Annotated in this window: 9 protein-coding genes; 8 read left to right on the top strand and 1 reads right to left on the bottom strand. The window is 70.4% G+C overall.

The features are described 5' to 3' along the window. Positions 1-43: 43 nt before the first annotated feature. Positions 44-1699, bottom strand: a complete 1656-nt coding sequence (locus tag ACGFI2_RS06210; protein WP_393511450.1) for a glycoside hydrolase family 27 protein — start codon at positions 1697-1699, stop codon at positions 44-46. Between the two features lie 648 nt (positions 1700-2347). On the opposite strand from ACGFI2_RS06210, the gene araB reads away from it, so the two are divergent. The 8 genes from araB (at position 2348) to ACGFI2_RS06170 (ending at position 13329) form a co-directional block, all read left to right on the top strand. Further along, positions 2348-4030, top strand: coding sequence for a ribulokinase (gene araB / locus ACGFI2_RS06205; protein ID WP_393511447.1), 1683 nt, complete (start codon positions 2348-2350; stop codon positions 4028-4030). Next, positions 4027-4710 carry an L-ribulose-5-phosphate 4-epimerase gene (locus ACGFI2_RS06200; RefSeq protein WP_393511444.1) on the top strand — a complete coding sequence of 228 codons (684 nt, stop codon included), beginning with the start codon at positions 4027-4029 and terminating at the stop codon, positions 4708-4710. The genes araB and ACGFI2_RS06200 overlap by 4 nt, the downstream gene beginning before the upstream one ends. 91 nt (positions 4711-4801) lie before the next feature. Beyond that, the gene (locus tag ACGFI2_RS06195) at positions 4802-5800 is read left to right on the top strand and encodes an ABC transporter substrate-binding protein (RefSeq protein ID WP_393511441.1); all 999 of its coding nucleotides are present in this window, start codon (positions 4802-4804) and stop codon (positions 5798-5800) included. Between the two features lie 72 nt (positions 5801-5872). Continuing rightward, on the top strand, positions 5873-7414 hold the full coding sequence (locus tag ACGFI2_RS06190; RefSeq protein WP_393511438.1) for a sugar ABC transporter ATP-binding protein: 1542 nt from the start codon (positions 5873-5875) through the stop codon (positions 7412-7414). Next, on the top strand, positions 7411-8481 hold the full coding sequence (locus tag ACGFI2_RS06185; RefSeq protein ID WP_393511435.1) for an ABC transporter permease: 1071 nt from the start codon (positions 7411-7413) through the stop codon (positions 8479-8481). The genes ACGFI2_RS06190 and ACGFI2_RS06185 overlap by 4 nt, the downstream gene beginning before the upstream one ends. Continuing rightward, positions 8478-9470 (top strand): galactofuranose ABC transporter, permease protein YjfF, encoded by a 993-nt coding sequence (yjfF, locus tag ACGFI2_RS06180; protein WP_393511432.1) that lies wholly within the window; start codon positions 8478-8480, stop codon positions 9468-9470. Before ACGFI2_RS06185 ends, yjfF begins: the two co-directional genes overlap by 4 nt. 26 nt (positions 9471-9496) lie before the next feature. Then, positions 9497-10999 (top strand): L-arabinose isomerase, encoded by a 1503-nt coding sequence (araA, locus tag ACGFI2_RS06175; protein WP_393511429.1) that lies wholly within the window; start codon positions 9497-9499, stop codon positions 10997-10999. 233 nt (positions 11000-11232) lie between these two features. Continuing rightward, a complete protein-coding gene (locus tag ACGFI2_RS06170) occupies positions 11233-13329 on the top strand; it encodes an RICIN domain-containing protein (protein ID WP_393511426.1) in 2097 nt (698 codons plus the stop codon). Positions 13330-13595: the final 266 nt, after the last annotated feature.

The raw sequence follows: 13595 nt of genomic DNA, 5'->3' as shown, positions 1-13595 counted from the left end.
CGGCCGGCCGGACGGCGGGGAAGCCGTCCGGCCGGCCGCAGGGTCACGCCCGGCTCCACCGCTGGTTGGTGTTGCCGTGGCAGGTCCAGAGGATCACCCGGGTGCCGTTGGCGGAGGCGCCGCCGTCGACGTCCAGGCACAGGGACGGGAAGCGACCGTTGCTCACCGTGCCGTTGCCGTTGAACGTCCACTGCTGGTTGGTGCCGCCGTTGCAGTCCCAGATCTGCACCCGGGTGCCGGTGGTCGCGCTGGTCGGCACGTCCAGGCACTTGCCCAGCACCTGCAGCGTCTGGCCGCTGGCGGTGAACTGCTGGTTCGCGTTGTTGTGACAGTCCCAGATCAGCGTGCCGGTGCCGTTGGCCGTGCCGCCGTTGTCGACGTCGAGGCAGCGTCCGGCCGACTCGCTGCGCAGCCGGAACGTGGTCGGGGTGGGCGGCGGGGTGGTGGTGCCGCCCCCGCTGACCCGGTAGACGACGGTGCCGTGTGCGGGCACGCTGGCGGAGATGGTGCCGGTGCTGGTGGAGGTGGTGTCGGTCCATGCGTCGCGCAGGGTGAACGAGGTGCCGCTCTTACCGACCGCGGTGGTGGTGGTGGTGATCGTGGTGGTGGTGTTGCCCTGGTTGAACAGGGTGACGGCGACGTCGCCGTTGGCCAGTGGTTTGGCCAGGACGCGGCGGGTGCCGTCGAAGGAGACCTGGGTGGCTTGCAGGGCGAGTGGGTCCTGGCTGATGGCGATGAGGTTGGCGTTCTTCAGGATCGTCTGGGTGGCGGTGTTCATGTTGCGCAGGTCGTTGCCGGCGATCAGTGGTGAGGCCAGCACCGCCCAGAGCGCGAAGTGGCTGCGCATCTCGGTGTCGGTCATGCCGCCGCGGCCGACTTCCAGCATGTCCATGTCGTTGAACGCGCCGGGTTTGGCCCGGGCGGCCAGCGGCACGGTGACGTCGACGATGTTCTGGATGCCCATCGGGTAGCCGTTGGTCTGCCCGCTGTTCCAGGTGTTGGTGATGTCCTCGGTGGTGCGCCACATGTTCGCCACGTCGCCCCAGTTGCGTTGCGGGCCGGTCTTGGAGTGCACGCTGTTGGAGTTGATGCTGTAGACGATGGGCCGGCCGGTCGCGGCGAGCGCGTCGCGCATGATGTTGAACACGCGTACCTGCTCGTCGATGGTGCCGCTGGGCGAGCACCAGTCGTACTTGAGGTAGTCCACGCCCCAGGCGGCGAACTGGCGGGCGTCCTGGGCCTCGTGTCCCTGGGCCCCGGTCGCGCCGGGATAGCTGTTGAAGTACTGCGCGCACGTCTTGTCCAACGGGCCCTGGTAGATGCCGAACTTCAACCCCCGGGCGTGGATGTAGTCACCGAGCGCCTTCATGCCCGACGGGAAACGACTCGGGTCGCCCTGCAGGTTCCCCGCCGAGTCCCGGTTCGGGTTCATCCAACAGTCGTCCACGACGACGTACTGGTAACCGGCATCACGCATCCCCGAGCTGACCATCGCGTCGGTCATCTGCCGGATCAACGTCTCGTTGATGTTGCACCCGAACGTGTTCCAACTGTTCCAACCCATCGGCGGCGTACGGGCCGCGCCGTTGTCGAGCGCCCGGGCCGGCTGCGGGGCGGCGGCCCCGCCGACGACGGTGGCGGCGAGCGCGACCGCCGCCACCCCCAGGGTGGCCAGTAACCGTCGTGTCCTTCTGCGCACAGGTCCTCCTCGGTGGACGGGCGCCGACGGTGCCGACGCCCGGTGGGAGCGGCCGCTCGCGACGGCCCGTGCCACGGGGGCGGTGGTCACCGGGAGGCCGTGGCGTCGAGGGGACCGGTGGGCCGCCGGCGGCCGCTCGGGGTGGTGGTTCGGCGAGGGCCGGGGACGCCGCCGGCCGCCGCCTCGCCGCGGTGCCGGTGGCGTCCGCCCGGGGACGTCCCGTCGGCACAGCGATGTCGCGGATGTTATCGCTGACATCAAACTGTGTAAATAGCATGACGTGCTTCCCGGCGGCCTCCGGCGGGTCTGGAAGGCGTGTCCTCGGCGGGAGAAAGGGCCGTTGAGAGGCCCTCTGCCGGGCTGCGGCGCGTGCGGATGAACTCCACCCCGGGTGGCGCGGGGTGATCGGAAAGCGATCTCTACAAGGCGTCAATTGTTGTCGCTAACACAATGGTGGTCCGGTCCGAGCCGCAGCGGTGGCGGCGTCGCTCGACGATCTCCGGCGCAGAGCGGCCGGGCCGGTCCCGGCGCGGGCGTCGATGATCGTCGGGCCGCATCGGCTCTCGTTACGCAGCCGTTGCGCGCAGGTGTCTTGACGGATGTATATGTGAGCGCTAACACTAACTCCGTGACACGGGAGAGGTGCAGATGAGCGAGGTGGAGGGACCCGACCGTTATGTGGTCGGGGTCGATTTCGGCACGTTGTCCGGGCGCGCGCTCGTGGTGCGGGTCCGGGACGGCGCCGAGGTCGGCACGGCGGTGCACGAGTACCGGCACGGGGTGATCGAGGCGGCCCTGCCCGACGGCGGTCCGGCGCTGCCCCCGGACTGGGCGTTGCAGGATCCCGACGACTACCGCGACGTGCTGCGCGAGGCGGTGCCCGCCGCGCTGGCCGCGGCCGGGGTGGACCCGGCCCGGGTGATCGGGATCGGCACCGACTTCACCGCCTGCACCGTGTTGCCGACGCTCGCCGACGGCACCCCGCTGTGCGAGGTCCCGGAGCTGCGCCACCGGCCGCACGCCTGGGTCAAGCTGTGGAAGCACCATGCCGCGCAGTCGCAGGCCGACCGGATCAACGCGCTGGCGCACGAGCGCGGCGAACCCTGGATCGGCCGCTACGGCGGGAAGGTCTCCGCCGAGTGGCAGTTCGCCAAGGGGTTGCAGATCCTGGCCGAGGACCCGGAGGTCTACCGGCGGGCCGAGCGCTTCATCGAGGCCGCCGACTGGATCGTGTGGGAGCTGTGCGGCGCCGAGACGCGCAACGCCTGCACCGCCGGCTACAAGGGCATCCGGCAGGACGGCCGGTATCCGTCAGCGGACTACCTGGCCGCGCTCGACCCCGGCTTCACCGACTTCGTGACCAAACTGGACGGCCCGCTGCTGCCGCTCGGCGACCGGGCCGGGACGCTCAGCGCCCGCGCCGCGGCCTGGACCGGGTTGCCCGAGGGCATCGCGGTCGCGGTCGGCAACGTCGACGCGCACGTCACCGCGGCCTCCGCCCAGGCGCTGCGCCCGGGGCGGCTGGTGGCGATCATGGGCACCTCCACCTGCCACGTGCTCAACGGCACCCACCCCGCCGAGGTGCCCGGCATGTGCGGCGTGGTCGACGGCGGCATCAGCCCGGGCGCCTGGGGCTACGAGGCCGGGCAGAGCGGCGTCGGGGACATCTTCGGCTGGTTCGTGCGGCACGCCGCGCCGTCCGGCCTCGACTCGCACGAACGGCTCACCGAGCTGGCCGCCGCCCAGCCGGTCGGCGCGCACGGGCTGGTGGCGCTGGACTGGTGGAACGGCAACCGGTCCCTGCTGGTCAACCACGACCTCAGCGGGCTTGTCGTCGGGCTGACCCTGGCCACCCGGCCGCCGGACGTCTACCGCGCGCTGCTGGAGGCCACCGCCTACGGCACCCGGATGATCGTCGAGGCGTTCGCCGAGGCGGGCGTCCCGGTCGACGACCTGGTGGTGGCCGGCGGGCTCACCTCGAACCGGCTGCTGATGCAGATCTACGCCGACGTCACCAACCGGCCGCTGGGCATCATCGGCTCGGCACAGGGCCCGGCGCTGGGCTCCGCCATCCACGCGGCGGTCGCCGCCGGGGCCTACCCGTCGATCCACGAGGCGTCGGCGGTCATGGGACGGGTGGACGAGGGCGTCTACCGGCCGATCCCGGAGAACGTGCGGGCGTACGACGCGCTCTACGCCGAGTACCGAACGCTGCACGACCACTTCGGTCGCGGCGCGAACGACGTCATGCTGCGCCTGCGGGCGATCCGGAACGCGGCGGTCGACGCCGCCACGGCGCCTACCGACCCGGCCCTGGAGGTGGTCGGATGAACCCCGACGTCACCCGGCAGATCGCCGCGCTGCGGCAGACGGTGGCCGGGCTGCACCGCGAACTGACCCGCTACAACCTGGTCGCCTGGACCTCCGGCAACGTCTCGGCGCGCGTCCCGGGACAGGACCTCCTGGTCATCAAGCCGAGCGGGGTGGACTACGACGACCTGACCGCCGACACCATGGTGCTCTGCGACCTGAACGGCGTCGTGGTCGACGGCGGCGGCTCGCCGTCCAGCGACACCGCCGCGCACGCCTACGTCTACCGCGCGATGCCCGAGGTCGGCGGCGTCGTGCACACGCACAGCGGCTACGCCACCGCCTGGGCGGCCCGGGGCGAGGCGATCCCGTGCTGGCTGACCGCGCAGGCCGACGAGTTCGGCGGCGAGATCCCGATCGGGCCGTTCGCGCTGATCGGTGGCGACGACATCGGCAAGGGCATCGTCAGCACGCTGGCCGGGCACCGCTCGCCCGCGGTGCTCATGCGCAACCACGGCGTCTTCACCGTCGGCAAGGACGCGCGCGCGGCGGTCAAGGCCGCGGTGATGTGCGAGGACGTCGCCCGCACCGCGCATCTGGCCCGCGCGCTCGGGCAGCCGCTGCCGATCGCGCCGGCCGACATCGACTCGCTCTACGACCGCTACCAGAACGTGTACGGCCAACGCCCGGCGAGCGGCTGACACCGACCAGCACCACCTCATCCCACCACCACAACCGGTCGCCCCGGCCCCGCCGGTCGCGCCTCCGGATCACCCACCCTGAGGAGAATCGATGAGAACCAGGAGCACGGCACGTACGGTCATCGCGGCCCTGGCCGGCGTGCTGCTCGCCGGCAGCATGGCCGCCTGCGGCAACAGCGACACCGGCGGAGATTCCGGCGGCGGGGGCAACGACAAGATCGTCCTGGGCTTCTCCCAGGTCGGCGCGGAGAGCGGCTGGCGTACCGCCAACACCACCTCGATCAAGGAGGCGGCGGGCCAGGCCGGCATCGAGCTGAAGTTCGACGACGCGCAGCAGAAGCAGGAGAACCAGATCAAGGCGATCCGGAACTTCATCCAGCAGAAGGTCGACGTGATCGCCTTCTCGCCGGTGGTGGAGTCCGGCTGGGACACCGTGCTCAAGGAGGCCAAGGACGCGAAGATCCCGGTGATCCTGACCGACCGCGCGGTGGACTCGGCCGACAAGTCGCTCTACAAGACGTTCCTCGGGTCGGACTTCAAGAAGGAGGGTCGGCTCGCCGGCGAGTGGCTGGTGGAGCAGAAGAAGGCGGCCACCGGCCCGGTCAACATCGTCGAGCTGCAGGGCACGACCGGCTCCGCGCCGGCGAACGACCGCAAGGCGGGCTTCGGCGAGGCGATCGCGGCCAACCCCAACCTGAAGATCATCGCGTCCCAGTCCGGTGACTTCACCCGCGCCGGCGGCAAGCAGGTGATGGAGCAGTTCCTCAAGGCCAACCCGAAGATCGACGTGCTCTTCGCGCACAACGACGACATGGGCCTGGGCGCGCTCGAGGCGATCACCGCGGCCGGCAAGGTGCCCGGCAAGGACATCACCATCATCACCGTCGACGCGGTGAAGGACGGCATGCAGGCCCTCGCCGACGGCAAGTTCAACTTCATCGCGGAGTGCAGCCCGCTGCTCGGCCCGCAGCTGATGGACCTGGCGAAGAAGGTCAAGGCCGGCGAACAGGTGCCGGCCCGGATCGAGACCGAGGAGACCACCTTCACCCAGGAGCAGGCCAAGGAGGCGCTGCCCAACCGCAAGTACTGACCCACACCGGGGGTCGCCGTCGCGCCGACGGCGGCCCCCGTGCCACCACCGTTCAAGAAGAGGTCCGATGGCATGACGGGTGACCGTCCGGTCCTGACCATGACCGGAATCAGCAAGACCTTCCCCGGGGTCCGCGCGCTGCACGACGTCGACTTCCGGCTGTTCCCGGGCGAGGTCCACGCCCTCATGGGTGAGAACGGCGCCGGCAAGTCGACCCTGATCAAGGTGTTGACCGGCGTCTACGGCACCGACGCCGGCACCGTCACGCTCGCCGGTGACCAGGTGTCCTTCACCGGGCCGATGCAGGCCGCAGCGGCCGGCGTGAGCACCGTCTACCAGGAGGTCAACCTCTGCACCAACCTGTCGGTGGCGGAGAACATCTTCATCGGCCGGGAGCCCCGCCGCCTGGGCGCCGTGCGCTGGGGGGAGATGCGTCGGCGGGCGCGGCAACTGCTGGCCCGGCTCGACCTCGACCTCGACGTCGGCGCGCAGCTCGGGACATACTCGCTGGCCGTGCAGCAGATGGTCGCCATCGCCCGGGCCATCGACGTCCAGGCCCGGGTGCTCATTCTCGACGAGCCCACCTCCAGTCTGGACGCCGGTGAGGTCGCCCAGCTGTTCCGGATCATGCGTCAGCTTCGGGACGAGGGGATCGCGATCCTCTTCGTCACCCACTTTCTGGACCAGGTCTACGCCATCGCCGACCGCATCACGGTGCTGCGCAACGGCACCCTGGTGGGGGAGTACCGCACCGAGGAGCTGCCGCAGTTCAGCCTGGTCGAGAAGATGATCGGCCAGGAGCTGGACGTGCTGGAACGGCTCGAGGAGCAGCAGAAGCGGGCCACCGTCGCGCCGGACGGGCGGGCCCCGCTGGTGGACGCCGCCGAGCTGGGCCGCCGTGGCGCGGTCGCCCCGTTCAGCCTGCGCATCCACGCCGGCGAGGTGGTCGGCCTGGCCGGCCTGCTCGGCTCCGGCCGCACCGAGGTGGCCCGGCTGATCTTCGGCGCCGACCGCGCCGACCACGGCCAGGTCCGCACGGACGGTGCCCGCTCGCCGCTGCGTACCCCGATCCAGGCCATCGACCAGGGCATCGGTTTCTGCTCGGAGAACCGCCGCGCGGAGGGCATCGTTCCGGAGCTGTCGGTCCGGGAGAACATGATCCTGGCGATGCAGGCCGCGCGCGGCTGGCTGCGGCCGATCCCGCGCCGCCGGCAGGACGAGCTGGTCCAGAGGTACGTCCAGGCGCTCAGCATCCGACCGGCGAACCCGGAGCTGCCGGTGCGCAACCTCTCCGGCGGCAATCAGCAGAAGGTGCTGCTGGCGCGCTGGCTCATCACCGAGCCGCGCCTGCTCATCCTCGACGAGCCCACCCGCGGCATCGACATCGGCGCCAAGGCCGAGATCCAGAAACTGGTGGTGCAGCTCTCCGACGGCGGCATGGCGGTGCTGTTCATCTCCGCCGAGCTGGAGGAGGTGCTGCGCCTGAGCCATCGGGTGGCGGTCATGCGCGACCGCGAGATGGTCGCCCAGCTCGACAACGACGACACGCTCGACGCCGACCGCGTCATGCGCACCATCGCCAGCGGAACCCCCCGGGAGGAGGTGAACCGATGAACACCGTCGCCGACCGCCTCCGCCCGCTGACCGGGCACCGACTGTTCTGGCCGGCCCTGGTGCTCGTGGTGATGATCGCCGCGAACACCGTCTACCGACCCGGCTTCCTCGCCGTCGAGGTCAAGAACGGCCACCTGTACGGCACCCCGGTGGACATCCTCCGGTTGAGCGCGCCGCTGATCCTGGTCGCCCTCGGCATGACCCTGGTCATCGCCACCGGCGGCATCGACCTGTCCGTCGGCTCGCTCTGCGCCATCAGCGGCGCGATCGCCTGCCTGCACATCAGCGGCGCGGCCGACCAGAACAGCCTGTCCACCGTGTTCACCGCGCTGGCCCTGGCCTTCGGGGCCGCGCTCGTGCTCGGCGCGTGGAACGGCGTGCTGGTCTCCGTCATCGGCATCCAGCCCATCATCGCCACGCTGATCCTGATGGTGGCCGGCCGGGGGATCGCCCAGCTGGTCACCGAGGGGCAGATCATCACGATCAACTCCGGGCCGTACCGGGCGATCGGGCTCGGGCACTTCCTGACGCTGCCGCTGGCCATCCTGATCGCACTGGCCGCGGCGCTGCTGGTGGCCGCGTTCACCCGGCGCACCGCGCTCGGGCTGATCGTCGAGTCGGTCGGCGGCAACGCCGAGGCCAGCCGGTTGGCCGGCATCCGGTCGCGCCGCGTGGTCTTCCTCGTCTACGTGGTGAGCGCCGCCTGCGCCGCGCTGGCCGGTTTCATGGTCACCGCGAACGTGTCCAGCGCGGACGGCAACGCCGCCGGGCTGTGGATCGAACTCGACGCGATCCTCGCGGTGGTGATCGGCGGCACCTCGCTGGCCGGCGGCCGGTTCTCGCTCAGCGGCACCGTCCTCGGCGCGCTGATCATCCAGACCCTGACCACCACGGTGTACGCCATGAACATCTCGCCGCAGACGTCGTTGCTGTTCAAGGCGGTCGTCGTCATCGCCGTCTGTCTCGTGCAGGCCCCGGCGTTCCGGGCCCGGTTCCGGCGGCGCCGACGTGGCGTCGAGCCCGGTCCGACGGCGCCGCAGCGGGAGAAGGAGCAGGTGCCGGCATGAGCAGCACGTCGTTGTCCGCCGTCCGGTCGTGGCGGCCCAGCCTGCCCCGGCGGCACGTCCCGGTCCTGGCCACGCTCGCGCTGCTGCTGGTGATGTACGGCATCGGCGTGTCCCAGTACCGCGCCTTCTCCAACGTCCAGGTGATTTTCAACGTCTTCATCGATAACGGTTTCGTGCTGGTGGTCGCCGTCGGCATGACGTTCGTGATCCTCACCGGCGGCATCGACCTGTCCGTCGGTTCGGTGGTGGCGATGACCGCGATGGTGTCGGCCGCGCTGCTCCGCGACGGCGTGCCCGCGGCCCTGGTGCTCGTCATCGCGCTGCTCATCGGCCCGACGTTGGGGTTCCTGATGGGCTGCGCGATCCACTTCTTCGAGATCCAGCCGTTCATCGTCACGCTCGCCGGGATGTTCTTCGCCCGGGGCATGTGCACGTTCATCAGCGGCTCCTCGATCTCCATCACCGACGGCTTCTGGACCGGCATGTCCCAGCAGCGGATCGGCAACCCGGCCGGAAACTTCGTCTCGATCAGCGTGCTGATCGCGTTCGCGGTGGTGCTGGTCGCCGCGTACGTGCTGGCGTACACCCGATTCGGCCGCAACGTGTACGCGGTGGGCGGCAACGCGCAGTCGGCGCTGCTGATGGGCCTGCCGGTGGGTCGCACCCGGATCGCCGTCTACACGATCAGCGGGCTGTGCTCGGCCATCGGCGGCATCCTGCTGTCGTTCTACACGCTGTCCGGCGCGCCGCTGATCGCCGTCGGGATGGAACTGGACGTGATCGCCGCGGTCGTCATCGGCGGCACGGTGCTCACCGGCGGGTCGGGCTACGTCTTCGGCACCGTGCTCGGGGTGCTGGTGCTGGGCGTGATCCAGACCCTGATCACGTTCGACGGCAGCCTCAACTCCTGGTGGACCAAGATCGTGATCGGCGGGCTGCTCTTCGCGTTCATCCTCCTCCAGCGCCTCATCGGCATCCGGTTCAAGTGACGGCAACTAGCGCGGAAGGCAACAACATGGCAACTCACCCCCAGCCCGAGGTCTGGTTCCTCACCGGTAGCCAGGGCCTCTACGGCGAGGACACCCTGCGGCAGGTCGCCGACCAGTCCCGGCAGATCGCCGCCCGGCTGGACGAGTCGTCGGACATCCCGGTCCGCGTGGTCTGGAAGCCGGTCCTGACCTCCAGCACGGACATCCTGGCGATGTGCCGGGACGCGGCCGTGCAGGGCGCGGTCGGGGTGATCGCCTGGATGCACACGTTCTCGCCGGCCAAGATGTGGATCGCCGGACTGGACGCGTTGCAGACGCCGCTGCTGCACCTGCACACCCAGGCGAACGTGGCGCTGCCGTGGGACACCATCGACATGGACTTCATGAACCTGAACCAGGCCGCGCACGGCGACCGCGAGTTCGGGTACATCCAGACCCGCCTGGGGGTGGCCCGCAAGACCGTGGCCGGCCACGTCACCGACCCGAGGGTGGTCGCGCGGGTGGCGGCCTGGGCCCGCGCGGCCATCGGCTGGTCGTCGGTGCGAACGCTGCGGCTGGCCCGCTTCGGCGACAACATGCGTGACGTCGCCGTCACCGAGGGGGACAAGGTCGAGGCGGAGCTGCGGTTCGGCGTCTCGGTCAACACCTACGGCGTGAACGACCTGGTCGCGGTGGTCGATCAGGTCGCCGAGGCGCAGGTGGACGATCTGGTGAAGGAGTACGACGACACCTACCGGCTGGACGTCGCGCTGCGGGCCGGCGGGGACCGGCACGACTCGCTGCGCTACGCCGCACGCCAGGAGCTGGGGCTGCGCGCGTTCCTGGACGACGGTGGCTTCCGCGCCTTCACCACCAACTTCGAGGACCTCGGCGGTCTGCGCCAGCTTCCCGGCATCGCGGTGCAGCGGCTGATGGCCGACGGGTACGGGTTCGGCGGCGAGGGGGACTGGAAGACCTCGGTCCTGGTGCGGACGCTGAAGGCGATGGCGGTCGGCGTCGAGGGCGGCACGTCCTTCATGGAGGACTACACCTACGACCTGACGTTCGGTCACGAGCTGGTCCTCGGCGCGCACATGTTGGAGGTGTGCCCGAGCATCGCCGCCGACGTGCCGACGGCGGAGGTGCACCCGCTGGGCATCGGCGGCCGGGAGGACCCGGTCCGCCTGGTCTTCGACGCGGCGTCGGGCCCGGCCGTCGTGCTCGGCATGTCGGACCTGGGGGAGCGGTTCCGGCTGGTGGCCAACGTGGTCGACGTGGTGCCGCCGCCGCAACCGTTGCGCCGGCTGCCGGTGGCCCGGGCGGTCTGGCGGCCCCGCCCCGACCTCGCCGCGTCGGCGGAGGCGTGGATCACGGCGGGCGCCCCGCACCACACCGTGCTCTCCCAGGCGGTGGGCGTGGAGGAGCTGCGTGACCTGGCCGAGATGACGCGTACCGAGCTGGCCGTCATCGACGGCGACACCGTGCCGCACCGGTTCGCCGACGAGCTGCGCTGGAACCAGGCGTACCACCGGCTCGCGCGCGGCTTCTGACCGCGCCGGACGCGCCACGGGTGGCGTGCCCCCATGTCCGAGTCGGGGGCGCGCCACCCGTTCGTGTCTGCGGCGCTACGCCTTGACGAACGTCTTGTTATCGCTCACAGTCGATGTGTCGGATTGCCGGCAGCTTCCGCGGGCCGTTCCGGGCCGGGCCCCCGCCATGGCTGCCACCAGGCACCGATTCCCCTCGGGCAGGGACGACTGTTAACGATCACATGAGGAGGGTCATGGTGGTGACAGCTCGGCTGTCCCGGCTCCTGGCGGGGTTGGTGGCGATGGTGGTCGGCGGTGTGCTGGTGGGGTTGGTCCCGACGCCGGCCTCGGCGGCGACGGTGGACACCAACGCGTGGTACGTGCTGGTGAACCGCAACAGCGGCAAGGCGCTGGACCTGTACAACCAGGCCACGAACGACGGGGCGCGGATCACCCAGTGGACGCGTAACGACGGGGCGTGGCAGCAGTGGCAGTTCGTGGACTCGGGCGGCGGCTACTACCGGCTGCGGTCGCGGCACTCCGGCAAGGTGCTGGACGTGACCGGCGCGTCCACGGCCAACGGCGCGGCCGTGGTGCAGTGGAGCGACCACGGCGGCACCAACCAGCAGTTCCGGTTGGCGGACTCGGACGGCGGCTACGTCCGGCTGATCAACCGCAACTCGAACAAGGCGGTGGAGGTGCAGGGCGCCTCGACCGCCGACGGCGGCAACATCGTCCAGTACGACGACTGGAACGGCAGCAACCAGCAGTGGCAACTGGCTCGCGTCGACGGCGGTGGCACCCCGACCACCCCGCCGCCGACCACCCCGCCGCCGACCACCCCGCCGCCGAGCGGCACGTTCACCAACCCGGCGATCTGGCAGGACTTCGCCGACGTCGACATCATCCGCGTCGGCGACATCTACTACATGTCCGCCTCGACCATGCACTACTCGCCCGGGGCGCCGGTGCTGCGCTCCTGGGACCTGGTGAACTGGGAGTTCGCCGGGCACTCGGTGCCCCGGCTGGACTTCGGGACCAAGTACGACCTGCCCCCGGGCAGCCAGGCGTACGTGGACGGCATCTGGGCCTCGACGTTGAACTACCGGCCGAGCAACAAGACCTACTACTGGGCCGGGTGCATCGACTTCGCCCAGACGCACATCTACACCGCGTCCGCCGTCGACAGCGCGTGGAGCAGGCTCACCACGATCCCCAACTGCTACTACGACGCCGGCATGCTGATCGACGACAACGACACCATGTACGTCGCGTACGGCAACGGCACGATCAGCGTGGCGCAGCTGTCCGCGGACGGGCGCAGCCAGGTGCGGGCCCAGCAGGTCTACCAGACGCCGTCGAGCATCGGCACGCTCGAAGGAGCGCGCTTCTACAAGCGCAACGGCGCCTACTACATCTGGCTGACCCGGCCGGCGAACGGCCAGTACGTGCTGAAGTCCACCAACGGCCCGTTCGGCCCGTACGAGCAGCGCCAGGTGCTGCTCAACCTGCCCGGCCCGATCTCCGGCGGCGGCGTGCCGCACCAGGGCGGCCTGGTGCAGACGCCCAACGGCGCCTGGTACTACATGGCCTTCACCGACGCGTACCCGGGCGGGCGGATGCCGACGCTGGCGCCGATCACCTGGACCGCCGACGGCTGGCCGCAGCTGCAGACCGTCAACGGGGCGTGGGGCGCGAGCTATCCCAACCCGCTGCCGCTGCATCCGGTGAAGCCGCTCACCGGCACCGACACGTTCGCCGGCACCACGCTCGGCGTGCAGTACGAGTGGAACCACAACCCGGACAACAGTCGATGGTCGGTCAACAACGGCCTGCGCCTGCAGACCGCCACCGTGACCAACGACCTCTACCAGGCCCGCAACACGCTGACCCACCGGATCCAGGGTCCGACCTCCACCGCGACCGTCGAGCTGGACTACTCGGCCATGCGCGACGGGGACCGGTCCGGGCTCGCCATGCTGCGCGACAGCTCGGCCTGGATCGGGGTCCGGCGGGACAACGGCGCCACCCGGGTGGTCATGACAAACGGTCTGACCATGGCCAGCGGCGCCTGGAACACCACCTCCACCGGGAGTGAGGTCGCCAGTGCGGCGGTCTCCGGCGGGCGGATCTGGCTGCGGGTCAACGCCGACATCCGGCCCGGCTCGGGGCGGCAGGCGAAGTTCTCCTACAGCACCGACGGGGTCACCTTCGTCCCGCTGGGCAACGCGCTGACGCTCAACAACGCGTGGCAGTTCTTCATGGGTTACCGGTTCGGCATCTTCAACTACGCCACCCAATCACTGGGCGGCGCGGTGACGGCGCGCCAGTTCTCCGTGACAACGCCGTGACGCGGGTCACTATTTTCGGTCCTTGACGGGTCCGGAAATTGCCCGGGGCGGGTCCCGACAACCGTCGGGAATGCCCCGCCCCGGGCCACCGGACCTGCCACTTCGCGCCGTACGGGCGGGAGAGGAATGAGCGCCGCCGGCCATTCTCCGACATTCCGGCGCGACGAATCGATTCGTTGATCGGCCCTACCGTGACCGGTGGGACAACTGGCGTAGACTGTCGCCACCCTGGCCGGTCCGGTCGACGTCGACATGGTTCGGCCACG

Source organism: Micromonospora sp. NPDC049282 (assembly GCF_043197045.1).
Classification (GTDB): Bacteria; Actinomycetota; Actinomycetes; order Mycobacteriales; family Micromonosporaceae; genus Micromonospora.
The sequence above is the reverse complement of the archived record's forward strand: the minus strand, read 5'-3'. Positions and strand labels throughout refer to the sequence as shown.